Here is a 22,330-nt window from a genome sequence, read left to right as displayed (position 1 = left end):
AAAGAAAAAGGGCGGCGCCCGTTCGCGCCGCCCTTTCTATGACTTGCCGCGCCTTACTTGGTGGCGGCGGCGTACATTTCTTCGACGTAGTCCCAGTTCACGAGGTGGTCGAGGAAGGCCTTGAGATAGTCGGGACGGCGGTTGCGATAGTCGATGTAATAGGAGTGCTCCCACACGTCGCAGCCCAGGATCGGGGTCGCGCCATTGACCAGCGGGTTTTCGCCGTTCGGGGTCTTCGAGATCGCGAGCTTGCCGCCCTTGACCTCGATCCAGGCCCAGCCCGAACCGAACTGCGTGGCGCCGGCCTGCGCGAAGTCGGCCTTCATCTTGTCGAGCCCGCCGAGGTCCGAATCGATCGCGGCCTTGAGCTTGCCCGGAATCTTGTCGCCGCCGCCGTTCGGCTTCATCCACTTCCAGAAGTGGATGTGGTTGTAATGCTGGCCGGCGTTGTTGAAGAGGCCGGCATTCTTGCCGTGGGAGCCCTTCACGATCTCTTCGAGCGACTTGCCTTCGAGCCCCGAGCCCTCAAGCAGCTTGTTGCCGTTGTCGACATAGGCCTTGTGGTGCTTGTCGTGGTGATATTCGAGCGTCTCGCGCGACATGTAGGGCGCCAGCGCGTCATAGGAATAGGGCAGCTCGGGCAGCGTAAATGACATCAAAACCTCCTCGGTCCACTCTCGTTTGAACGCGGATTTTGGCCGGCTCCGGGTGGCAACCGGCACGTCTCGTTCGAGTTCCGTCAGTAAGCTAATTAGGCCGCAGCGCCCCCAAGAGCAACGGCTTACCGGGCGCGCATGGCAGGTCCTTTGCCGACGCTTCACGAGGTTGCCGCCCGGCGCTGTCTATTTCTCCAATATTGAACTTGCCGTTCACGCTTAAAAAGGCCAGAATTCCTTATCGATAGAATAGTTTAGCATGAATTGAAGCGGTCCCTCGTCGCGTTGGCCGCCGATTTTTTGAGGGTTGAAGTCGGGCCATGTCGATTCTGCTTTACGCCGTAGGCGCCCTTTTTGTCGCGATCGGCGCGGCCCTGATCGGCTATGGCATTCCGATCAACGAATTCAGCTTTGGGAATACGCTGATTATCGCCGGCATGGTGGCCATGGTCGGCGGGTTGATCGTGCTCGCGCTTGGCGTCGTGGTGCGCGAGTTGCGATACCTCGCCGACATGTATGGCCGTGCCAGCAGCCGTGCGCCGAAGCCATCCGATGCCGACTCGCCGCCGTTGCCGGGGCGCGCCGCGCTGCCGTCAGCCGCGGCCCGCTTGCCGTTTCCCCCCAAGCCGAAAAGCGCGCCGCCTGCCGAGACGCTGCCGCGCGAACCGGCGGTGCCTTTTGCACCTGAACCGCGGGAGGAACTGCCGCCCTCGCATGACGAGTTGCCCCCGCCGTTCCCGATCCGGCGGCCGGTGACGACGCCGGTTGCGCCTCCCTTGGCAGCGCCTGTCCCCCGGCCGCAGGAGGAAGTGTTCGGCGCTCCGTCCTTGCCCAATCCGGCGGAGACTCCTGATCTCGATCGCCTGGACCGTTCCCGCCCCAGCCACAGCGAAGTCCACGCCGAGGAAGCAGCCGAATTGGCCGAAGCGGGCGAATGGGACGACGCCGAAAAGCGTAGTGATGCGACCGAGCCCGTTGAGCCAGAGCCTTCCGTCTTTGCGCCGCCGCGCAGCCGAGTGACGGCGGAAGCCTCCACCGACAAACCCGAACGCAGCTATTTCGACGCGATGTGGCCGGCGGAGCCGGAGGCGCCCAAGGGGACAAAGACGCCCGACGTCAAGCCACCGCGCGTCGAGGCGTCAGAGCCGGTTCACGAACCATCCGAGTCCGAGGTCGAGCGGGAAGAGCCGCCGGTCGAGGAGCCACGCACAGTGCCGATCCTCAAGTCGGGGGTCGTAGATGGAATGGGCTACACCTTGTATGTCGACGGCTCGATCGAGGCGGAACTGCCGCAGGGCACCTTGCGCTTTGCATCTATCAACGAATTGCGCGCGCACCTCGAAAAGACCTCCTGACGCTTTTCCGGCTCCAAACGCTTTTCCGGCCCCATGAGCGAATCGGCGTCCCCTCCGGTTATGGAGATGGCTGACGGCGGATATTTTGCCTCGTCTTCGATCCGAGATAATAATTCTGCATATATTCAATAACATCACTGCGAAGACTTGGTTCTATTGGTTCTTGGCCGGGATCGACTTGCAATGCTTGTGGTCTGCTAGTAAAAATAAATAATAATAATACAGTAGCCCGAAATTGGTGCGGGACGAGGGACGGGGGTCGCAAGACCTTCGGTCATGTCTGTTGCTGGTGGGTTTAGGGGCGGGCGGCGGGATGGTGGCCACGTGCCACGCGATGGGGTGAGACATCAACGATGAGCGACACGAACAATCCCGGTAATTTTATCGAACTGACGGCATCGATTGTTTCGGCCTATGTCAGCAACAACAGCGTTGCTGCCTCCGATATTCCGGCGCTGATCAATCAAGTACATGCGGCGCTGTCGGGCGTCTCCGGCAAGGCCGGCGAGGTAGCTGCCGAGCCGCTGAAGCCGGCGGTCTCGGTGAAGAAGTCGATCACGCCCGAGCACATCGTGTGTCTCGAGGACGGCAAGAAGTTCAAATCTCTCAAACGCCATCTGCGCACGCAGTACAACATGACGCCCGAACAATATCGCGAGAAATGGGGCCTTGGTCCCGATTATCCGATGGTGGCGCCGAACTACGCCGCCGCGCGTTCGCAACTGGCGAAGGAAATGGGGCTGGGCCAGCAGCGCCGCCGCCGCTCGAAATAACCCGCCTGCGCCGGCTTTGCGGCCCGCGGCAACAGTGCCGCGGGCTTTGTTTGTACACCAATAAGACGATAGTCCTTGCGTGGCGATCCATGCTGCGTTATGGGTATGACATCCTAGGAAAGGATGGATACTCATGAACGCTCCGTCGTCGAAGGCCGCTGCCGCATCAGCCGAGCCCGATGCTTCGAATTCCGTGTCGGCAGAGCGCGGCTCCGGGGCCGCGTCATCATCCAGTCTCCACTTGTCGCGCGCAGCGGTGTCCCCGGATATCGGGGAACTGCGTGCCGCGCATCTTTCGCTTCGCGACCAGGTCATCGGTACGCCGACTGGTCTGCAGCGGGTCACGGTTGACGAGTCCGAAAGCCCGCTGGTCTGGCTGGCCCGGCGCCGGGGCCGCGACGGCCAAGCTCTGATCGCGCCGCATCAATTGCAGGCCGGTGAGCGGCTGCGGGCCGATTTCACCCGTGCTCAGATGATGCCGCGGACCACGGCGGACTGGTCGAGCCCGATATCGTCGGATCGGCGCGCGGCGCCGGGGCGCGCCGGCGCCATGACGGATGGCACCATCGCGGCCCGCCAGCGTGTCAATGCCGCTCTGGAGGCGGTCGGGCCGGAGTTTTCGGGGTTACTCATCGATCTTTGTTGCTTTCTCAAGGGTCTGGAAGACCTGGAGCGCACTCGCGGGTGGCCGGCGCGCTCCGGCAAGGTGGTGCTGCAACTCGCCCTTGATCGGCTGGCGCGCCACTATGGCTACATGGCGCAGGCGCGCGGGCGTGACCATGCACCTGTCCGTACGTGGCTTGCCGATGGCTCGGCATTTTGCGTCGAATGAAAAGGCCGTGTCAGGCGGCAGCGAGCGCGGCGCTGGCCTCGGCCCGGACGCGCTCGACCATCGAGCGCAGGCCGTTGGAACGCTGCGGGGTGAGATTTTCGCGCAGGCCGATGCGGTCGAACAGCGCCAGCGCATCGGTGGCGAGGATGTCCCGCGCGGACTTGCCCGAATACAGCGCGAGAAGAATGGCAACGAGGCCACGCACGATATGCGCGTCACTGTCGCCCTCGAAAGTCATGACTGGGCCGCCGGGACCGTTCGGCGCGATTTTCGTCTTGAGCCAGACCTGGCTGGCACAGCCCTGCACCTTGTTGGCTTCGGTGTGGTCGGATTCAGCCATTGGCGGCAGTACGCGGCCGAGTTCGATGACATAGCGATAGCGGTCGTCCCACTCGTCGAGCAGGGCGAAATTCTCAACAATGTCGTCGATCTGGGTCATGGCTCGCGGTCAGAGTGTCGACCGCGCCGGTCTCCCGGTGCGGCTCTTTGCGAACCGTATATAGGCTGATCGGGCCGAAGGCCAAACCGGGCGGTGCGATCTCTCCTACCGCCCGTCTAGAGCCTTTCGGACGAGGACTTACACCGCCGGGCGGCCGGCGCGGACTTCGCGGCGCGGCGGCAGCGGTACCGGGGCATGCCAGGCGGGCTTGAGGTCGGTGGCCGTCAGCGTGCCGTGATGGATGGAAGTACCGAGCGCGCCGGTGGTCGAGACGCCGACGATACGGGCCGGTTCCTCGGCCGGCGCCGGCTTGCTGTCGGCGATCTGATTGCTGACGAAATCGATGATGGTGCGCGCGCCGGCCTCGGCGCGATGGCCGATCGCGGTCGCGACCTTGCCGCCGACGACGCAGGCTTCCGGATTGCGCTCGCAGAAGCCGCGCATGTCCGACACGGCGGCGCCAGCGAAGGTCATCGCTTGAACCGCGTCGATTTTTGCCTCAGGCGACTGCGCCTTTTCGCCGGATCCCGGCAAGAGCACGCATACGATCGTCAGCCAGAAGGCCATCCGCAACAGGAAGAACATGACCCACCCATTATCGTCCCCGACGGCTTTTGCGCCGCCTTGTATTCAAATTTAGCAGACAGGCTTGAACCTGTCCTTCGCGAGGAAGCGCGCATTTGGATCAAACTTGCCGCAAGTTAGACTCGAATTTGCTGAAACTTGTACAAGCCCGCATTTGACTAAAATTTTAGCGAATCCCGTTTGACCCCGGCGCCACCGCGTCGGACATGCGTTTCCCATGGTTACTGCGCCGGTAACATTTCTCCAGCTTAACGTGCTGTTGAGCCTCGATGGCAACCGAAATTTCACCATGGGAGCCGAATAGCGGTGATGTCCGCGCCGCTTGTCCGGCCGCCGCCGCTCCCGGCCTGCCTCCTTAGCTTTCGCTTAAGCCACCGCCCCCTAAGGTCGCGGCTCGAATAAGGGGCGCGTCTGCAAAAGGACGTGTGACAGGGACAGTGAGCGTTCTCACTCCACTGTGGCAATATGTCGATGCGTTGGTGTATCCGGCCGCCCGCCAGGATGCGCTGACGGCCGCGCGTCATCGCGCCTTCATCGCGCCGCGTGTGATCGTGAGCGTCGTGGCGCTCGCGGCCTTCCCCGTGTTCATTGCGTTCCGTGGCGTCCCGAGTGCGCTCGAACTCGGCGTTTTCGCCTGGCTCGTGGCGCCGATCCTGATCGCCTACTTCCTGTCGCGCACCGGCCGCTACGAGGCTGCTCATGTGCTGTCATCGCTGGCGCTGACGGGGCTCGTCACGGCGGTTGCGATGTTTAACGGCGGCATCGCCTCCTTCGCTGCGATCTGGCTCGTCGTGGTGCCGCTTGAGGCGTCGCTGTCGGCGTCGCGTCGCGTCGTTGCCCTAGCGTCGATTTTCGCGCTCGCCGCCGCCGGCTTGGTGCTGCTCGCCGGCGCCTATGATCTGCTGCCGCCGGCGGCCTCGATCAGCGAACCCGGCGCGCTCGCTGCGTTCGGCGTGGTGTCGGCTGCACTCTACGCCACCGGTTTGGCGCTCGGCGCCGAGCAACTGGCGCGGACCAGCGTCTGGCTGCGCTACGCCGAAGAAGATCGCTATCGTCTGCTCGCGCGCAATATGATCGACGTGATCACGCGCCACGACAGGAACGGTGCGGTGTTGTTCATCTCGCCGGCTGCCGAGACACTGTTCGGGACAGCACCCGGGGCCTTAACCGGGCATGGCCTGTTCGACCACGTCCATGTCGCCGATCGCCCGGCTTTCCTGACGGCGCTGGCCGATGCGTCGGCCCATGGCGAGGACCGGTCGGTCGAATTCCGCATTCGCCGTGGCGGCGATGGTGTCGAGGCCAACCGTTTTATCTGGGTCGAGATGCGCTGCCGGCCGTTCGAAGACGCCAGCGGGACGCTCGAAAGCGAGCGCGAAGTCGTTGCCGTGATGCGCGACATCAGCGAGCGCAAGGTCCACGAGCAGGCAATGGAGATCGCGCGGGCGGAGCAGGAACGCGCCAGCCTGTCGAAGAGCCGCTTCCTGGCCACGATGAGCCACGAGCTGCGCACGCCGCTAAACGCAATTATCGGCTTCTCCGAGATGCTGACCAAGCAGGATTTGGTCGTGCAGCCGGAGCGACAGTTCGAATATGCGCGGCTGATCAACGAATCCGGGCATCACTTGCTCTCGGTGGTGAACGGCATTCTCGACATGTCGAAGATGGAAACCGGTAACTTCGAAATCACGCCGGAGCCCTTTGCGCCGGGGCCGGTCGTCACCGGCTGCTGCGACCTGCTCGCGCTTAAGGCGCGCGATACGGGCGTCGAACTCAAGGCAAATCTGGCGCCCGATCTGCCGGAAATTGTCGGCGATCGCCGCGCCTTCAACCAGATCCTCATCAATCTTATGTCGAACGCCATCAAGTTCACGCCGCGCGGCGGCAGCGTCACCGTCAGCGCCCAGCGCGACGGCAGCCACATCGCAGTCGCCGTCGAGGACACTGGCGTCGGTATTGGCGAAGCAGACCTGCCGCGGCTCGGCGAAGCCTTCTTCCAGGCGCGCGGGACCTATGACCGCCGTCACGATGGTACCGGCCTCGGCCTGTCGATCGTGAAGGGGCTCGTCAAATTGCACGGCGGTGAGATCGATATCCGCAGCCGGCTCGGCGAAGGCACGCGGGTTACCGTTCGCCTGCCAATTGATTGCGAAGGACATAAACCTCCGGCCGATCCGATCCGGCTGGTGACGGAGCGGGCCGGCGATCTCGCCGCGGCCGCCAAAGTACTGGTGAAGAAAAGTGCGTAAGCGAAAGAGCCGAGCAGCGGTTGCCCAGGTGGACGAGCCTACATCCAACGGTATCGGCCGTCTGATCCTCGCGCATCCGCGCGAGTTCGTGGGTGTACTTCTGGGTGGCACGGCGACCGTGATCATCTTCGTCAACGCGCTGATCATGCAGAAGGGCCCGCATCCGGCGCCGTTCTTCGCGGCGCGGCCGGCCGCTGTCACTGCGCCGGAACCGGTCGTCGCGCAGCCGACCCGCGTGCCGCCGGTGCAAGCCTTGCCGGCGGTCGCTCAACCGCTGGCGCCGACGCTCAACCGCGTGCAGACGATTGCGGAGATCCAGCGCGAACTCACTCGCCGCGGTTTCTATGACGGCACGGCTGACGGAATCTGGGGTGCTAAAACAGATGCCGGTGCGCGCGATTTCGCCCAAGCGGCGGGGGTCAAGATCGATCCCAACGCGCCGGAGGAGCTGCTGCGCATCATGCGGGCTTCGACGTCGACCGGTGCCGCGCCGATGCCGCAACAGCCGCGCCGTGACCCGATCGCCGACTTGATCGCGCCGTCGCCGCGCGTGCTTGCCGTGCAAAGGGCGCTGGCGGATTTCGGCTACGGCCAGATCAAGCCGACCGGCAATTTCGACGCGGCGACGCGGGCGGCGATCGAGAAGTTCGAGCGCGACCGTAAACTGCCGGTGACCGGCCAGATTTCGGATCGCTTCGTGCGAGAACTGTCGGCGATGACGGGCCGGCCGCTCGAATAACGGTCGATTGTCGGCGCCGGGGCGTGCTAGTCAGGCGCATGCGGCTGAAATCGAGCATCTGGGTCGCGGCCTATGTGCGCCGCTGCAATATCGAAGGCGCCTTCGCCGTCGTGCGCAAGCGCGGGGCTGAAGAAGCAGGCGCGATCTTCATCGTCGTCAACCGGCTGGACGGTACTGCCATTTTGTACGGGCCGGCGCCGCAAACCGCGTTCACCGACGATACCCCGACCGACCGCGCTTTCAGTATTGTCGTTGGCCGCGAGGGGCCGGCCCCGGAAGCGGATATCGACGCCCGGCTGCAGAAGGAAATCCGCTTCGATCCCGATGTTTGGATTGTCGAATCCGAAGATCGCGCCGGGCGGCACTTTCTCGATCAGGTTGTCGCTTAGGCGCGGACGTTAGCGGACCGCCTTGTGAGGCGCCGCGGTCTCGCGCGGATCGGCACGACGACTCTCTCGCGCCAGTGGTCGGCGCACCGCGCGCACGTCTTCCTGATACATCGGCTCGTGACGGCCCTTATGCGGCGTTTGCGCGGCCGGCGCATCCTGCCGCCACAACGCGACCATGTGGCAGGCGGCTGCCAGTGAAATCTCGTCATAGAGTACGGCGAGGTCGAAGACGCGCTCGACCGATTGACCAATCGCAGGATTGAGGAACAACAGGATTCGCTGCAGCACCGCTGCCTTGATGCCGAGTGCACGCGCCATGATGACGATGGGTTCGCCGGAATTGTCGTCGACGATGCGGCGGGCGAGTTCGCCATCGATGCCGAGCGCCTTTTCGACGACGCGGGCAAAGGTCGCGGGCTCGCGGTGCAGCGCGGCCTGCTCCAGACGCGCGACTTTGTCGTCCGGCAGCGGCGCGATCAGCGCCGCCGGGTTGGCCACGACATCGAGATTGGCAAGGATCAGCCGGCGGTCGGCGGGAGACGCGTCGAGGAAAACGTCGGTTAGGTTGGCGGCAGCGATCGATACTGCCGGTAGTTCGGCAGGAGCGAGGTCGGCCGACGGGGCTTCCGGCACGAGCGTGGCTTCGGGGGCGAATGTGAACTCGGGCAGGGCTGTTACTTCAGGCAGGGCAGGGCGCGGGGCCGGCACGCTGTCCGCGAGGCCGAGCTTGGCGAGGATGGCGGGGGGCGCCGCCGGATAATGCGCCAGGCTGGCGGCGACCGCCGTGCGGGTGGTGTCGTCGACAGAGTCGATAAGGCCGAGTGCCAGTTCGACATACTGCGTGATCTCGTCGGCGCTATGCGCCGGCTTTTGCACATAAAGGTCGGTGAGAACGCGTAGCAGCGTCGGGCGCACATCGACGCCGTCGCGGCAGGCGAGGTCGACGAGGCCGTCGATCGGTGAAATGCTGGGCGGCTTGATCATGGTACTTGGGACAAACTCGGCGCTTGGCCCGACTTTAGGGCGGCCGCGTTAGCAGAGCGTTAACCTTGCGGCCCCTTTAATCATAAGCACCGATCCGGCAGGTCCGTGGGTATCGAGTACAGTTTGGTGAGCGAGGTTTGGGGTTCGACAGCACATTGATACCGTAGCGAGACGGTAGGCCGGGACGGAATAGGGGACTGCAATGGGCGAAGTCATCCGTTTTCCCGAAGACGCCGGTCAGAGTCTCGGCTTTGGCCGGGGTCGCACCATCGATGCGAGCTCGGAACCTGCCATGGTCATCATTCTTCCGGTCATCCGGATCGAGCGTGGACCGGATGGGCTTGAGCCCGACCAGGGCAACAGTTCGGGCCGTCGCCGGCGCCGCCGACTGGCGCGCTGAACCACTTCGAATTTTTCAAAGGGTCGCGATGCGCGCAATGCCACGAACGCTGCCGCTTGTCGTCGCGATTCTGATCGCCCCCCTGCTGGCCGGTTGCGGCCTTGGCGGAGATTTTGACGAGATCAATCCAAGCCTCGTCCGCGACAACATTCACGACTGGGTTGGCCGCGACAACGCTAAGGGCGAGCCGATCGCGCCGTCGAGCTTCGAACTGACAGACGAGGAGCGCCGCTTGCGTGACCTCGCTTATCCGCTGATCGAACCGCCTTATCTGCGGCACAAATTCTATTCGATCGCCAACGAATATGGTTTGAACCCGGATATCGAGAAGCCGATGCTCAACCCGGCCGCCTATTACGACCACATGATGGACGACAAGGCACGCTCGCCGACGTCGCGCTACGCGACCCTGACCCAGGATATCCGTAACGACAGCGAGCGGCTGCCGGGGTTCTTCTCGACGGCCACGCGGGTGATCGACCTTGACGCCAAGCGCGGCAAAAGCCTTGCTTTCATTCCCGGCCTGACTGCGGCCGAGCGCACCAACACGCTCAACCGTATCAAGGAAAACGACCGCGTGATCGCCCGCGTGCGAGCGAGTCTCGGTCGGCGCGTCGCCAATTACCGTTATGCGCTGGAGCGGCTGGTGATCTCGTCACCATCGCAGGAGGCGGTGACGGTGGAGCAGGCGCTCAACCGGCTGCATGCCGAAGTTTCGCATTATCGTGTGCAGACCGCGCCGCCCTATGAGCGCGGGCCAAGTCTCGCCTTCCAGAGATAAGCAAATCCGTCGATCAGCGCCGTGAGGTCGCTGGCGCCGCTGTGGCGGCCTGCACCGCGCAGCGCGCATTGGCGATGGTGGCCTGCGCCATCGGCATCAGGCCGGGCTCCGGCGCCAGTGCGCGAATGGCGATGAGGCCCGAGACGGTGGGCGACTCCACGATCAGCCTGTCCGCGGCAGTGACGTCTTCCTCCTCCGGCATGGCGTTCTTCTGCTCCGGCGTCATCAGGTCGAGTTCGATGACGCGACGCCCGGCCGCGCGGTCGTTGATGGCGTAATAGGCGACGTCGTAGCGTGTGTAGAACGACACTGACGTATAGGCGAGGCTGACCGGCACTGTCAGCTTGAGCGGGCCGTTCGACAGGTCGTAGCGGCAGACGCCGGCGGCGAAGGCCGGATCCATGAACGGCATCGCCGCCTTTTCGGGGCGCGGCTGCGGCAGCGCCGCCACGCTGTTCACCGGTGTGTCGTTTGTGAGACGTGCGAAGGCATCCTGAGTCGCGGTGCGTGGCAGGAGGATGATAGTGGCAAGGTGCACGATGCCGCCCAGCAGCGCGCCACCCAGCAACAGAAGCAGCCAACGGATCATGGTCTGCTCCGTGCCTGATCGTCAGGACAGTTGCGCGTTTCGATCGCCGGCATCGGCACTTCGCGGCCGGCCTTGGTGGCGACGCCGACCGCCGTGTCGTAAAGGCGCAGCACCAGCGTGTAGCGGTCGACCCCCGCCGTTGGCAGCCAGTTGCCCGGGTTGGCACGCGGCGACACCGCGATCTCGAAGCTGCCGTCGGCGCGGCGCACGATTTCCTGGCTTGAGAACCCGTAGCGGTCGATGGAATTGGCGATCAGTTCGCCGTCATTGTTGTAAAGCGACAGCGTCCAGAAACGCGCAGCCGGCGTTACGCCGGAGAGGACGACGTCGCAGCGGCCGTCGAGCGGCTTGCCGTTGTCGTCGCTCCTGGCCGTGAACGAAACGCCATCGCCGAGCGCAACCGGCAACTGCCCGGTGCGTGCAATGCTGGCGCGGGCATAGGGGTCGGCGTCCGCCGTGCCGGTCTTCGGCCACGCGGTCCAACTGCCGATCGTCAGCGCGCCAAAGGCTGCGCCGCGCGTCAGCGCAAAATAGGTGAGCCCCAAGCCAACCGCGCTGGCGACGATCAGGGCAAACAAGGTGGAGGTCAGAAGCCGCACGGCCGGTCCGCTGGCAGGTGAGGGGTTATGAGTCGCATGTGGCCGGAGACTACGCTGCCGATGGCGGCGCGGCTATTCAGTTGCGCCTGCCGAGGGCTTCGTTTTCCAGCGCTGCGGCCAGCGCACCGCCTTTGTCGGCCGTCGGCGCGGTTCCTGGGCCACTGAGATCGGCGCGCCTGCCACCTTCGTTCGCGACCGTCGGGCGCAGCGGCGTCATGGCGCGGCTCGCTTCGTCCAGAAGCTTCTCGACCCGCACCAGTGCTTCGGCACCGCGTTTTGACAGCAGTGTCGGCCGCCGAGCCGCCGGTGTCTTGTCGTCGGGGCGGGTCGCGCGTGTGGCGACTTGCTGCTGCCGCTCGGGTACGGCAACGCCCGGCAACTGCCTGAGTTCAATGCCCTGATGTGCGTATTCCATGATGGTGTGCCAGGTCATGGCCGGTAGCGAGCCGCCGGTCATGCGATTAGTCGAGGTGTAATCGTCGTTGCCGAACCAGACGCCGCACACGAAGTTGCCCGTGTAGCCCATGAACCAGGCGTCGCGATAATCGTTCGTGGTACCGGTCTTGCCTGCGGCGGCGACACCGTTGAGGCGCGCCCGCCGCGCCGTGCCATTTTCGACGACGTTGTTCATCATCTTGATCATGCCGGCGGCGACACTGGCCGGCAGTGCACGCTTTGGCTTTGGCCCGTCGCGGTCGAAACGCCAGATCAGGTTGCCGTCGCCGGTACGCACCTCGAGGATCGCGTGCGGTTTCACGGCCATGCCGAGGTTGGGGAAGGTCGCATAGGCGCCGACATGCTCGAGCATGTTCACCGCATCGGCGCCGATCGGTAGCGACGGCGTGTCCGGCAGCGGCGAGGTGATACCCATCTTGCGCGCAGTCTCGACGATGCGCGCCCGGCCAAGCTTGGGATTGCCGTCGCCGACGGCGATCGAAAGGCGCACGGCGATGGTATTGATCGAGCGGGTCAGCGCCGAGAGCAGCGTCATCGAGCCCGAATAGCCGCCGCCATAGTTGCGCGGACACCAGTTACCTAGACAGATCGGCGCGTCGACAACGATCGACTCGGGCTTGAAGCCGTGTTCGAGAGCTGTAGCGTAGACATAGGGTTTGAACGATGAGCCGGGCTGGCGCATGGCGTCGGTCGCACGGTTGAACTGGCTGGCGCCATAGTCGCGGCCGCCAACCATGGCGCGCACGGCGCCATCAACTTCCATGACGACGGTATTGGCCTGGCCGGCGTGATATTCCTGACCGTATTGCCGCAGGATGGATTCAACCGCCTGATCGGCGACCGACTGGATGCCGGTGTCGAGCGCGGTGCGCGCGATGAATACGCGCTCGGTCATCGACTTTGGCAACGTATCGACGAGCTTCTTCATCTCGTCGAACGCCCAATCGAGATAATAGTTCGGCGCGTGCTCGGCCCTTCGATCAACTGCAGTTGCTGGATGGCGGCGGGCGCCGAACACCTGACCCTCGGTCATGAATCCGGCCTCGACGAGGTTGTCCAAAACGACGTTCGCCCGCGCGCGCGCCGCCGGCAGGTTGACGTGCGGGGCGAACTTGGTCGGCGCCTTGAACAGGCCGGCCAGCATCGCGGCTTCCGACAAATTCACGTCCCGCGCCGACTTGTTGAAGTAATACTGCGCCGCCGCGTCGACACCGAAGGCGCCGCCGCCCATATAGGCGCGGTCGAGATACAGCTTCAAAATCTCGTTCTTGGTGAGCCGCGACTCCAGCCACATCGCCAGGAACGCTTCCTTGATCTTGCGGTCGAGCGTGCGCTCGTTCGACAAAAACAGGTTCTTGGCGAGCTGCTGCGACAGCGACGAGCCGCCCTGCACGACGCCGCCGGCGCGCGCATTGGTGACCACGGCGCGCAAGGTGCCGCCGATATCGATGCCGAAATGCTCGTAGAAGCGGCGGTCTTCGGTCGCCAGCACGGCCTTGATCAGGTGATCGGGGAACTGGTCGAGCGGGATGGAGTCGTTATGGCGGATGCCGCGGGTGCCGACCTCGTTGCCGTAGCGGTCGAGAAACGTGACGGCGAGCTCGGATTTCTTGAGCCAGTCGTCGTCCTGGGTCATCTGGAAGGCGGGGACGGCGAGCGCCAGCATGAGGACGCCGCCGGCGAGCCCGAGGGTGGCGCCCTCGGAGGCGAATTCGACGCCCCAGCGCCGCCAGCCGGCAACATGGAAGCGGTCCATGAAGGTGGAGAAGCGCTCGTAACTTTCACGCAGCCCGGCCGCCGAGCGGAACACGCCGAAATCGACGAAGGCGTCGATCGCCAGCATGGCGCGCTTGAGCTTCTGGCGCGCGGTCTCGGGAGGCAGGTCGTCGAGAGCCATAAGGTCAGACTTTTCAAACGGTTAGGGGCAAGCCCCCGGCCGGGGCCGGCGGCGGGCCAAAGACGGCGCTCACCGCCCGTGCCAATTTAGTGCATCGGGGCCGGTTTCTCTATCCAAACGAGGCGCTTATCGGGCCGAAAGGTGAACGGGAATTGGGGAGAATTGGGGGCGGGGGCAAATGGGGATACCTGCACACCGCGGCTGTCACGCTTCCTTAGCCGTCCAATGAGCGAACGGACGACAGAGGTTCCGAATGAAACGATGGGCAGGCTCGATTATCGATAGTCATTAGCTATTGTTTCTAATATTTTTGATCGGATATACTGATCAATCGATAATATGTAGGTCCTTGATGGCCACCCGGTACCGGCCGCACCTTGGATTCAAAATAAAGAACCCGAGGCAGCACAATGCAGACCAAATCCTTCGACGCCGAGACGGCCCGTCGTGTGATCGCGGATTTCGCCGGCACACCGGGCGCGCTGCTGCCGATGCTGCACGCGATGCAGGACGCCTTCGGCCACATCCCCGAGCCGGCCGAGCCGATGATCGCCGAGGCGCTCAACATCTCACGCGCCGAGGTGCATGGCGTCGTCACCTTCTATCACGACTTCCGCCGCGAGCCGGCCGGCCGCCATGTCATCAAGCTGTGCCAGGCCGAAGCCTGCCAGGCCACCGGCTGCGAGGCGCTCGCCGCGCGCGCCGAGCAGAAGCTCGGCGTCGCCATGGGCGAGACCTCGGCCGACGGCCGCGTGACGCTGGAGCCAGTGTACTGCCTCGGCCTGTGCTCGGTGTCGCCGGCGGCGATGATCGACGGCCGCATCGTTGCGCGGCTCGATAAGGGCAAGCTCGATGCGCTGCTCGCGGAGGCGTCACGATGAGCGCGCCAATCAATGCCTTGAGAATTTTCGTTCCGGGCGATGCCGCGGCGGTGGCCTGCGGCGCCGACGAGATTGCCGCGACCATCCGCGACCTCGCGGCGAAAAAGAACGTGCCGGTGCAGGTGATCCGCAATGGTTCGCGCGGCATGCATTGGCTCGAGCCGATGCTGGAAGTCGCGACCGATGATGGCCGCATAGCTTATGGCCCGGTTGAGATTGGCGATACGGAGAGCGTGTTCGAGGCGATGCTGGCGGAGGGCGGCGCGCACCGGCTGCGCATCGGCAAGCCCGAAGATCATCCCTTCCTGAAGAAACAGACGCGGCTCACATTTGCCCGCTGCGGCCTTGTCGATCCGCGCTCGCTGGAGGATTACTGCGCCCACGGCGGCTACCGCGGCCTCGCCAAGGCGCTGAAGAAGCCGGCCGGTATTGTCGAGGAAATCACCAATTCCGGTTTGCGCGGCCGCGGCGGTGCCGGTTTCCCGACCGGCATCAAATGGAAGACCGTCGCCGACGCGAAGGCGGAGCAGAAATACATCGTCTGCAACGCCGACGAGGGCGACAGCGGCACCTTTGCCGACCGCATGATCATGGAGGGCGATCCCTTCGTGCTCATCGAGGGCATGACGATTGCCGGAATCGCGGTCGGCGCCACGAAGGGCTATATCTACATCCGCTCGGAATATCCGCACGCCATCGACGTCATGAATGATGCGATCCGCGCCGCAAGGCGCGGCGGCGTGCTTGGCGACACGGTGTGCGGCTCGGCTTATGCCTTCGATCTCGAAGTCCGCGTCGGCGCCGGCGCCTATGTCTGCGGCGAGGAAACCGCGCTGCTCGACAGTCTCGAAGGCAAGCGCGGGCAGGTCAGGGCGAAGCCGCCGCTGCCGGCGCATAAGGGTCTGTTCGGCCAGCCGACCGTGATCAACAACGTGCTGTCGCTCGCCACCGTGCCGGTGATCATGGACAAGGGCGCCGAGTTTTATAAGAACTTCGGCATGGGGCGCTCGCGCGGCACCATGCCGATCCAGCTCGCCGGAAATCTCAATTACGGCGGCCTGTTCGAAACCGCCTTCGGCATCACGCTCGGCGAACTGGTCGACGACATCGGCGGCGGCTGCTTCACGGGTCGCCCGGTGAAGGCCGTGCAGGTCGGCGGCCCGTTAGGCGCTTACTTCCCGCGCGCGCTGTTCGATACGCCGTTCGACTACGAGGCCTTTGCCAAGCGCGACGGCCTGATCGGCCATGGCGGCATCGTCGTGTTCGACGACAGTGTCGATATGGCCAAGCAGGCGCGTTTCGCCATGGAATTCTGCGCCATCGAATCCTGCGGCAAGTGCACGCCCTGCCGCATCGGTTCGACGCGCGGCGCCGAAACCGTCGATCGCATCATCAAGGGCATCGACCGCGACAAGAACCTCGCCGTGCTCACCGACCTCTGCAACACCATGAAGTTCGGTTCGCTCTGCGCGCTGGGCGGCTTCACGCCGTATCCGGTGATGAGCGCGCTCACCCATTTCCCCGAGGACTTCGGCGCCGGCCCGCGCCTTCAAGCCGCTGAATAGGAGAGACGCCATGTCCCTCGTTCACGAAACCGACTACGGCACGCCGCTCTCCAAATCGGAGAAGATGGTCACGCTGACCATAGACGGCCAGCAAGTCACCGTGCCGGAGGGCACCTCGATCATGCGCGCCGCGATGGAGATGGGCACGCAGATCCCGAAACTGTGCGCCACCGACATGGTCGATGCGTTCGGGTCCTGCCGTCTCTGCCTCGTCGAGATCGAAGGCCGCGCCGGCACGCCGGCCTCCTGCACCACGCCAGTGGCGCCGGGCATCGTGGTGAAGACGCAGACCAGCCGCCTGCACGACATCCGCAAAGGCGTGATGGAGCTCTATATCTCCGACCATCCGCTCGACTGCCTGACCTGCTCGGCGAATGGCGATTGCGAATTGCAGGACATGGCCGGCCAGGTTGGCTTGCGTGACGTGCGTTACGGCTACGAAGGCGAGAACCACGTCTTCGCCAAGGCGCCCGACGGTCTCAACCCGAACTGGCTGCCGAAGGACGAGTCGAACCCGTATTTCACCTACGATCCGTCGAAGTGCATCGTCTGCTCGCGCTGCGTGCGCGCCTGCGAAGAAGTGCAGGGCACCTTCGCGCTGACCATTGCCGGCCGTGGCTTCGACAGCCGCGTCTCGCCCGGCATGCAGGAGTCTTTCCTCGGTTCCGAATGCGTGTCCTGCGGCGCCTGCGTGCAGGCCTGCCCGACGGCGACCTTGAACGAAAAGAAGGTCATCGAAGTCGGCAAGCCTGAGCACTCGGTGGTGACGACCTGCGCCTATTGCGGCGTCGGCTGCGCCTTCAAGGCCGAGATGCGCGGCGAAGAGCTGGTGCGTATGGTGCCGTATAAGGACGGCGAAGCCAATCGCGGCCATTCCTGCGTCAAGGGTCGTTTCGCCTGGGGCTACGCGACCCACAAAGAACGCATCCTCAAACCGATGATCCGCTCGTCCATTCACGAGCCGTGGAAGGAAGTGAGTTGGGACGAGGCGATCTCTTACGCTGCCTCCGAATTCAAGCGCATCCAGAAGACATACGGCAAGGATTCGGTCGGCGGCATCACCTCGTCGCGTTGCACCAATGAAGAAACCTTTCTGGTACAGAAGCTGATCCGCGCCGGCTTCGGCAATAACAATGTCGATACTTGCGCCCGCGTTTGCCATTCGCCGACGGGCTATGGCCTCGGCCAGGCCTTCGGCACGTCGGCCGGCACGCAGAACTTCGACTCGGTGGAAGACTCGGACGTCATCGTCATCATCGGCGCCAATCCGGCGGCGGCGCATCCGGTGTTCGCCTCGCGCATGAAGAAGCGGTTGCGCCAGGGCGCCAAGCTGATCGTGATCGATCCGCGCCGCACCGAGATGGTGCAGTCGGCGCATATCAAGGCCGACTATCACCTTGCGCTCTTGCCCGGCACTAATGTCGCCATCGTCACGGCGCTGGCGCATGTCATCGTCACCGAAGGCCTCTACAACGAGGCCTTTATCCGCGAACGCTGCGATTGGGACGAATTCCAGCATTGGGCCGAGTTCGTCGCGCTGCCGCAGAATTCGCCGGAGGCCGTGGCCAAGCTGTCCGGCGTGCCAGCGGATACAATCCGCGACGCTGCGCGGCTCTATGCCACCGGCGGTAATGGTGCGATCTATTACGGCCTCGGCGTCACCGAGCATTCGCAGGGTTCGACCACCGTCATGGGCATCGCCAACCTGGCGATGGCCACCGGCAATATCGGCCGCAAGGGCGTCGGCGTGAACCCGCTGCGCGGCCAGAACAACGTGCAGGGCTCCTGCGATATGGGCTCGTTCCCGCACGAGCTTGCCGGCTATCGCCACATCTCGCTCGACGAGCCGCGCCAGCTGTTCGAGAAGGATTGGAACGTCATTCTCGACAAGGAGCCGGGCCTGCGCATCCCGAACATGCTGGATGCCGCGGTCGATGGCACCTTCAAGGGTATTTATATCCAGGGCGAGGACATCCTGCAGTCCGATCCCGACACGAAGCACGTGTCAGCCGGCCTCGAGGCGATGGAATGCGTCGTGGTGCAGGACCTGTTCCTGAACGAAACCGCGCGCTTCGCCCATGTTTTCCTGCCAGGCTCCACCTTCCTGGAGAAGGACGGCACTTTCACCAATGCCGAGCGCCGCATCCAGCGCGTGCGCAAAGTGATGGCGCCCAAGAATGGTTATGCCGATTGGGAGATTACCGTGCTGCTCTCCAACGCGCTCGGTTATGCGATGGACTATGCGCATCCGTCGCAGATCATGGACGAGATCGCGCGCCTGACGCCCGGTTTCGCCAATGTCTCTTATCAGATGCTGGAAGAGCGCGGCTCGGTGCAGTGGCCTTGCAACGACAAGGCGCCGCAAGGCTCGCCGATCATGCATGTCAACGGCTTCGTGCGCGGCAAGGGCAAGTTCATCGTCACGGAATATGTCGCAACCGATGAGAAGACCGGGCCGCGCTTCCCGCTGCTGCTGACTACCGGCCGCATCCTGTCGCAATACAATGTCGGCGCGCAGACTCGCCGCACCGACAATTCGCTGTGGCATGCCGAAGACGTTCTGGAAATCCATCCGCACGATGCCGAGCAACGCGGCGTGCGCGAAGGCGACTGGGTGCGGCTGGCCAGCCGCTCCGGCGAAACGACCTTGCGTGCGACGATCACCGACAAGGTGGCGCCGGGCGTCGTCTACACGACCTTCCATCACCCCGATACGCAGGCCAATGTCATCACCACCGACTTCTCCGACTGGGCGACCAACTGCCCGGAATACAAGGTGACGGCGGTGCAGGTGTCGCCGTCGAACGGGCCGTCGCCGTGGCAGGAAGAATACGAGCGCTTCTCCAAGGAAACCCGCCGCATCGTTCCGGCGGAAGCGGCGGAGTAGACCGTGGAGGAACCGGTTCGCATCGTCGAACGAACGGTGTGGCGTGGCGGACGTTTCACGCCAGGCGAGCGTGTGATCGCCGAGGAAGCGGCGGTTGCCTTCACCTATAACGGCACCTCCTATGCCGTGATGATGGCGACGCCGCAGGACCTTGAGGAGTTCGCCGTCGGCTTTTCCGTGACTGAAGGAATCGTTGCCTCGCCCGGGGAAATCGAAGCGCTCGAGATCGTCGAACTGGAGGCCGGCATCGAATTGCGCATGCGGCTCGCCGAGCCGCGCGGCGGCGCTTTCGCGTCGCGGCGGCGCTACCTTGCTGGCCCGACCGGCTGCGGCCTGTGCGGCATCGAGCAGCTCGAGGAAGCGATGCGTCCGCTGCCCGCGGTGGCCGGCAACGTCTCGTTCACGCCGCGCGACATCATGCGCGCTACGAGCGCCATCGAGAATCTACAGCACATCAACCGCGAGACGCGATCGGTGCACGGCGCCGCGTTCTACCGGCCGGCGGACGACAGTGTCGTGCTGCTGGAGGATGTCGGCCGCCATAACGCGCTCGACAAACTATGCGGCGCGATGCTGCACGCGAACATCGATCCGCAGAGCGGCTTTGCCGTCGTCACAAGCCGGCTGTCGATCGAGATGATCCAGAAGGCGGCGACCGCCGGCATTCCTATGATGGTCGCGGTATCGGCGCCGACCGCACTCGCCGTGCGCGCCGCCGAAAGCTGCGGCATGACTTTGACGGCCGTGGCGCGCGCCGACGGCTTCGAGGTGTTCACGCACCCGCAGCGGATCAAGGAAGAACGGAGTCTCCATGTCGTCGCAGGGTAAGGGAGCCGACAAACTGGTTTACATGGCTAACCAGATCGGCACGTTCTTCAAGAGTCAGGGCGAGGAGGCCGCGGTGCTGGGCACCGCCGAGCATATCCGAAAGTTCTGGGATCCGCGCATGCGCAGCGCCATCTTCGCCCATCTCGACGCCGGCGGCGAAGGGCTTCAGCCAGCGGTGCGCAAGGCCATTATGAGCCTGAAAGCGGCCGCCACCCCGACGCCGAAGGCGTCTTAGGCGAGGCCATTCCCGCACGGGAACCGCGCGCCAGCCGGACGGGCTCCGAGCCGGCGCCGCCGGTCACAGCTTTTGCGCTCGCCACTCTTGTAACCCCGCCGCCGATGCGGGAAGGAGGGGCATGCCTGAGTCCAGGAAAGTCCCCGACAAGCCGCTCCCCTTCTGGCGCACCAAGAAGATGAGCGAGATGACCCCGCGCGAGTGGGAGAGCCTGTGCGACGGCTGCGGCCGCTGCTGCCTCAACAAGCTCACCGATATCGACACCGGCGAGACGGTCTATACCGATGTCGGCTGCAAGCTGCTCGACACCACGTCCTGCCGCTGCGCCGACTACAAGAACCGCCAGAAGAAAGTGCACGATTGCGTGCGGCTCACCTGGCGCAACATCCGCCGCCTCACCTGGCTGCCGCCGACCTGCGGCTATGTGCTGGTCGCCTCGGGGCAGGATCTGCCGTGGTGGCATCCCCTGGTGTCGGGCTCGCCGGAGACCGTGCACGAGGCCGGCATTTCGGTGCGCGGCAAGGTCTCCGCCAATGAGGTCGACGTGCCGGACCGCGATCTCGTCGACTACATCGTGAAATGGCCGCAGCGCTGGCCGAAAGGCTCGCGCGGCAAGGTGCGGCCGAAATAGCGGCCGCATAACACCCGCGCGCTAGCGAGCCTTGCGCTTTCGCCGGGCTCTTGGCATGTCCGGCGGCTGATGAGCCAGCAACCGCCCCCATCGACAACGCCGCCCGGCGCGCCGCACGCGCCGCTGACGCACAAACAGATCACGCGCATCGTTCAGGGCATCACTCTGGCGATGTTCCTCGGCGCGCTCGACCAGACCATCGTCGCCACGGCGCTGCCGACCATCGGCCGCCATTTCCACAATGTCGAGGATCTGGCCTGGGTGGTGACGGCCTATCTGCTCACCGGTACGGCGGCGACGCCGCTGCTCGGCAAATTGTCGGACATGTATGGCCGCCGCCTCGTGATGCTGAGCGCGGTGGCGATCTTCGTCATCGGCTCGGTCGTCTGCGCGCTGGCGCCGACCATGACGGCGCTCATTTTCGCGCGCGGCTTCCAGGGCTTCGGCGGCGGCGCGCTGATCGCTTTGTCGCAGACGGTGATCGCCGACATCATGAGCCCGCGCGAGCGCGGCCGCTACCAGGGCTACATCGCCGCGGTGTTCGCGCTGTCCTCGATCGGCGGGCCGGTGCTCGGCGGCATCCTCACCGAATATATCGACTGGTCGGTGATCTTCTGGATCAACGTGCCGCTCGGCGCGCTGGCGCTGACCATGACCTGGCACATGCTCAAATTGGTGCCGTTCCACAAGCGCGAACACAGGTTAGACGCCATCGGCGCCGCGCTGATGATGCTGGCCTCGGTGGTGCTGCTGCTGGCGTTGTCGTCGGGCGGGGCGCGTTATCCGTGGCTGTCGCTCGAGATCGGCGCGCTGGTGGCGGCTTCGCTGCTGTTGTGGCTGTTGTTCGCCTGGCGGCTGACGTGCGCGGCCGAGCCGTTCCTGCCGCTCAACATCCTGCGCAACAAGGTGGTGCGCTCGGCGACGCTCGCCGGCAGCTGTGCGATGGGTACATTGGTCGGCATGACCATCTTCATACCGCTGTATTTCGAAGGCGTCATGGGCCTGTCGGCCTCGCAGTCGGGCGTGGCGCTGATCCCGATGCTCGGCGGTACGGTGATCGGCTCGACGCTGACCGGGCGGGCATTGACGCGCATGGTGCATTACAAGCGCATTCCCATTGCCGGCGATATCGCCGGTATCGCGGCGCTGGCGATCCTGGCGATCTGGCCGAATGAGTTGCCTTTCGTCGCTGTGCTGGCGCTGATGGCGGTGATCGGTTTCGGCTTAGGCATGGTGTTTCCGGTGTCGACCGTGTGCATGCAGAACGCCGTCGACCGGCCGCAGATGGGCATCGCCACCGGGTCGGCCAATTTCTTCCGCGCGCTGGTATCGGCGCTGGTGGTGGCGATCCTCGGTGCCATCGTGCTCGGCGGCCTTGGCGGCGCGGCCGGCGCGTCGGTGGAGATGCTGGCGCGCACGGCCTCGGCGAACGACCTGGCGCTGGCGTTCCGGCTGGTGTTTGCCGCCGGCGCCGCGGTGCTGGCCTGCGGTCTCGGCTTCATTCTCGCGCTGGAAGAACTGCCGTTACGTGGTCCCGGCGGCCCCGCCGTCGAGCCGCATTGAAGTCGTCAGCGGCCGAG

General features: G+C 64.6%; 22 protein-coding genes. 15 read left to right on the top strand and 7 right to left on the bottom strand.

Annotated features, from left to right (window positions below):
* Positions 1-53 precede the first annotated feature (53 nt).
* A complete protein-coding gene (locus E8Q40_RS16240) occupies positions 54-656 on the bottom strand; it encodes a superoxide dismutase (protein WP_137045526.1) in 603 nt (200 codons plus the stop codon).
* Between the two features lie 320 nt (positions 657-976).
* Between E8Q40_RS16240 and E8Q40_RS16235 the strand changes: the two genes are divergently transcribed.
* The 3 genes from E8Q40_RS16235 (at position 977) to E8Q40_RS16225 (ending at position 3,616) form a co-directional block, all read left to right on the top strand.
* Positions 977-2,011: a hypothetical protein gene (locus tag E8Q40_RS16235; RefSeq protein ID WP_137045525.1), complete on the top strand. Its 1,035-nt coding sequence runs from the start codon at positions 977-979 to the stop codon at positions 2,009-2,011.
* A 353-nt stretch (positions 2,012-2,364) separates the two neighbouring features.
* Positions 2,365-2,784, top strand: coding sequence for a MucR family transcriptional regulator (locus E8Q40_RS16230; protein ID WP_137045524.1), 420 nt, complete (start codon positions 2,365-2,367; stop codon positions 2,782-2,784).
* 133 nt (positions 2,785-2,917) lie between these two features.
* Positions 2,918-3,616, top strand: coding sequence for a DUF6456 domain-containing protein (locus E8Q40_RS16225; protein WP_246662879.1), 699 nt, complete (start codon positions 2,918-2,920; stop codon positions 3,614-3,616).
* A gap of 10 nt (positions 3,617-3,626) precedes the next feature.
* On the opposite strand, the gene E8Q40_RS16220 is transcribed toward E8Q40_RS16225, so the two are convergent.
* On the bottom strand, positions 3,627-4,055 hold the full coding sequence (locus tag E8Q40_RS16220; protein WP_137045523.1) for a SufE family protein: 429 nt from the start codon (positions 4,053-4,055) through the stop codon (positions 3,627-3,629).
* Between the two features lie 138 nt (positions 4,056-4,193).
* Positions 4,194-4,640, bottom strand: coding sequence for a DUF5330 domain-containing protein (locus E8Q40_RS16215; protein WP_137045522.1), 447 nt, complete (start codon positions 4,638-4,640; stop codon positions 4,194-4,196).
* Positions 4,641-5,077: 437 nt separating this feature from the next.
* On the opposite strand from E8Q40_RS16215, the gene E8Q40_RS16210 reads away from it, so the two are divergent.
* The 3 genes from E8Q40_RS16210 to E8Q40_RS16200 are packed head-to-tail and all read left to right on the top strand — an operon-like array spanning position 5,078 to position 8,017.
* Entirely contained in the window at positions 5,078-6,889 is a 1,812-nt protein-coding gene (locus E8Q40_RS16210; RefSeq protein ID WP_137045521.1) for a PAS domain-containing sensor histidine kinase, read from the top strand.
* 28 nt (positions 6,890-6,917) lie between these two features.
* On the top strand, positions 6,918-7,628 hold the full coding sequence (locus E8Q40_RS16205) for a peptidoglycan-binding protein (protein ID WP_246662878.1): 711 nt from the start codon (positions 6,918-6,920) through the stop codon (positions 7,626-7,628).
* 38 nt (positions 7,629-7,666) lie between these two features.
* On the top strand, positions 7,667-8,017 hold the full coding sequence (locus E8Q40_RS16200; protein ID WP_137045520.1) for a DUF1491 family protein: 351 nt from the start codon (positions 7,667-7,669) through the stop codon (positions 8,015-8,017).
* A 9-nt stretch (positions 8,018-8,026) separates the two neighbouring features.
* Here the strand turns inward: E8Q40_RS16200 and E8Q40_RS16195 are convergent, their stop codons facing one another.
* On the bottom strand, positions 8,027-9,001 hold the full coding sequence (locus tag E8Q40_RS16195) for a DUF2336 domain-containing protein (protein ID WP_137045519.1): 975 nt from the start codon (positions 8,999-9,001) through the stop codon (positions 8,027-8,029).
* Between the two features lie 202 nt (positions 9,002-9,203).
* Between E8Q40_RS16195 and E8Q40_RS16190 the strand changes: the two genes are divergently transcribed.
* Together E8Q40_RS16190 and E8Q40_RS16185 are read left to right on the top strand one after the other, a co-directional pair.
* On the top strand, positions 9,204-9,401 hold the full coding sequence (locus E8Q40_RS16190) for a hypothetical protein (RefSeq protein WP_137045518.1): 198 nt from the start codon (positions 9,204-9,206) through the stop codon (positions 9,399-9,401).
* A 37-nt stretch (positions 9,402-9,438) separates the two neighbouring features.
* Positions 9,439-10,182 (top strand): hypothetical protein, encoded by a 744-nt coding sequence (locus E8Q40_RS16185; RefSeq protein ID WP_137045517.1) that lies wholly within the window; start codon positions 9,439-9,441, stop codon positions 10,180-10,182.
* Between the two features lie 13 nt (positions 10,183-10,195).
* On the opposite strand, the gene E8Q40_RS16180 is transcribed toward E8Q40_RS16185, so the two are convergent.
* The 3 genes from E8Q40_RS16180 to E8Q40_RS16170 all read right to left on the bottom strand — a co-directional run bounded on the left by E8Q40_RS16180 (position 10,196) and on the right by E8Q40_RS16170 (position 13,669).
* Positions 10,196-10,771 carry a DUF1254 domain-containing protein gene (locus tag E8Q40_RS16180; RefSeq protein WP_137045516.1) on the bottom strand — a complete coding sequence of 192 codons (576 nt, stop codon included), beginning with the start codon at positions 10,769-10,771 and terminating at the stop codon, positions 10,196-10,198.
* Positions 10,768-11,370, bottom strand: a complete 603-nt coding sequence (locus E8Q40_RS16175) for a DUF1214 domain-containing protein (protein ID WP_137045515.1) — start codon at positions 11,368-11,370, stop codon at positions 10,768-10,770. Before E8Q40_RS16175 ends, E8Q40_RS16180 begins: the two co-directional genes overlap by 4 nt.
* Before the next feature lie 76 nt (positions 11,371-11,446).
* Complete coding sequence (locus tag E8Q40_RS16170; protein WP_370455266.1) at positions 11,447-13,669, bottom strand: transglycosylase domain-containing protein; 2,223 nt, start codon at positions 13,667-13,669, stop codon at positions 11,447-11,449.
* Positions 13,670-14,133: 464 nt separating this feature from the next.
* Here E8Q40_RS16170 and E8Q40_RS16165 point away from each other — a divergent pair, with 464 nt between their 5' ends.
* From E8Q40_RS16165 to E8Q40_RS16135, 7 genes are all read left to right on the top strand, one after another.
* Positions 14,134-14,604 carry a formate dehydrogenase subunit gamma gene (locus tag E8Q40_RS16165; RefSeq protein WP_137045513.1) on the top strand — a complete coding sequence of 157 codons (471 nt, stop codon included), beginning with the start codon at positions 14,134-14,136 and terminating at the stop codon, positions 14,602-14,604.
* Positions 14,601-16,169, top strand: coding sequence for an NADH-quinone oxidoreductase subunit NuoF (locus E8Q40_RS16160; RefSeq protein ID WP_137045512.1), 1,569 nt, complete (start codon positions 14,601-14,603; stop codon positions 16,167-16,169). The genes E8Q40_RS16165 and E8Q40_RS16160 overlap by 4 nt, the downstream gene beginning before the upstream one ends.
* A 10-nt stretch (positions 16,170-16,179) precedes the next feature.
* Complete coding sequence (gene fdhF, locus E8Q40_RS16155) at positions 16,180-19,056, top strand: formate dehydrogenase subunit alpha (RefSeq protein ID WP_137045511.1); 2,877 nt, start codon at positions 16,180-16,182, stop codon at positions 19,054-19,056.
* Between the two features lie 3 nt (positions 19,057-19,059).
* Positions 19,060-19,884 (top strand): formate dehydrogenase accessory sulfurtransferase FdhD, encoded by an 825-nt coding sequence (fdhD, locus tag E8Q40_RS16150; protein ID WP_137045510.1) that lies wholly within the window; start codon positions 19,060-19,062, stop codon positions 19,882-19,884.
* Complete coding sequence (locus E8Q40_RS16145) at positions 19,868-20,119, top strand: formate dehydrogenase subunit delta (RefSeq protein WP_137045509.1); 252 nt, start codon at positions 19,868-19,870, stop codon at positions 20,117-20,119. The genes fdhD and E8Q40_RS16145 overlap by 17 nt, the downstream gene beginning before the upstream one ends.
* 121 nt (positions 20,120-20,240) lie before the next feature.
* Entirely contained in the window at positions 20,241-20,750 is a 510-nt protein-coding gene (locus E8Q40_RS16140) for a YcgN family cysteine cluster protein (protein ID WP_137045508.1), read from the top strand.
* 69 nt (positions 20,751-20,819) lie between these two features.
* Entirely contained in the window at positions 20,820-22,313 is a 1,494-nt protein-coding gene (locus E8Q40_RS16135; RefSeq protein ID WP_137045507.1) for an MDR family MFS transporter, read from the top strand.
* Positions 22,314-22,330 lie beyond the last annotated feature (17 nt).

This window comes from Pseudolabrys sp. FHR47 (assembly GCF_005153485.1).
Taxonomy (GTDB): Bacteria; Pseudomonadota; Alphaproteobacteria; order Rhizobiales; family Xanthobacteraceae; genus Pseudolabrys.
The sequence above is the reverse complement of the archived record's forward strand: the minus strand, read 5'-3'. Positions and strand labels throughout refer to the sequence as shown.

Bases quoted from the DNA above. Each gene is read 5' to 3' on its own strand.
- E8Q40_RS16170 (WP_370455266.1), bottom strand. From the start codon at position 13,669: ATGCTGGCGATCGACGCCTTCGTCGATTTCGGCGTGTTCCGCTCGGCG.
- E8Q40_RS16190 (WP_137045518.1), top strand. From the start codon at position 9,204: ATGGGCGAAGTCATCCGTTTTCCCGAAGACGCCGGTCAGAGTCTCGGC.
- E8Q40_RS16145 (WP_137045509.1), top strand. From the start codon at position 19,868: ATGTCGTCGCAGGGTAAGGGAGCCGACAAACTGGTTTACATGGCTAAC.
- E8Q40_RS16225 (WP_246662879.1), top strand. From the start codon at position 2,918: ATGAACGCTCCGTCGTCGAAGGCCGCTGCCGCATCAGCCGAGCCCGAT.
- E8Q40_RS16180 (WP_137045516.1), bottom strand. From the start codon at position 10,771: ATGATCCGTTGGCTGCTTCTGTTGCTGGGTGGCGCGCTGCTGGGCGGC.
- E8Q40_RS16160 (WP_137045512.1), top strand. From the start codon at position 14,601: ATGAGCGCGCCAATCAATGCCTTGAGAATTTTCGTTCCGGGCGATGCC.
- E8Q40_RS16195 (WP_137045519.1), bottom strand. From the start codon at position 9,001: ATGATCAAGCCGCCCAGCATTTCACCGATCGACGGCCTCGTCGACCTC.
- E8Q40_RS16140 (WP_137045508.1), top strand. From the start codon at position 20,241: ATGCCTGAGTCCAGGAAAGTCCCCGACAAGCCGCTCCCCTTCTGGCGC.
- E8Q40_RS16135 (WP_137045507.1), top strand. From the start codon at position 20,820: ATGAGCCAGCAACCGCCCCCATCGACAACGCCGCCCGGCGCGCCGCAC.
- E8Q40_RS16215 (WP_137045522.1), bottom strand. From the start codon at position 4,640: ATGTTCTTCCTGTTGCGGATGGCCTTCTGGCTGACGATCGTATGCGTG.
- E8Q40_RS16185 (WP_137045517.1), top strand. From the start codon at position 9,439: ATGCCACGAACGCTGCCGCTTGTCGTCGCGATTCTGATCGCCCCCCTG.
- E8Q40_RS16230 (WP_137045524.1), top strand. From the start codon at position 2,365: ATGAGCGACACGAACAATCCCGGTAATTTTATCGAACTGACGGCATCG.
- E8Q40_RS16240 (WP_137045526.1), bottom strand. From the start codon at position 656: ATGTCATTTACGCTGCCCGAGCTGCCCTATTCCTATGACGCGCTGGCG.
- E8Q40_RS16235 (WP_137045525.1), top strand. From the start codon at position 977: ATGTCGATTCTGCTTTACGCCGTAGGCGCCCTTTTTGTCGCGATCGGC.
- E8Q40_RS16165 (WP_137045513.1), top strand. From the start codon at position 14,134: ATGCAGACCAAATCCTTCGACGCCGAGACGGCCCGTCGTGTGATCGCG.
- fdhF (WP_137045511.1), top strand. From the start codon at position 16,180: ATGTCCCTCGTTCACGAAACCGACTACGGCACGCCGCTCTCCAAATCG.
- E8Q40_RS16200 (WP_137045520.1), top strand. From the start codon at position 7,667: ATGCGGCTGAAATCGAGCATCTGGGTCGCGGCCTATGTGCGCCGCTGC.
- E8Q40_RS16220 (WP_137045523.1), bottom strand. From the start codon at position 4,055: ATGACCCAGATCGACGACATTGTTGAGAATTTCGCCCTGCTCGACGAG.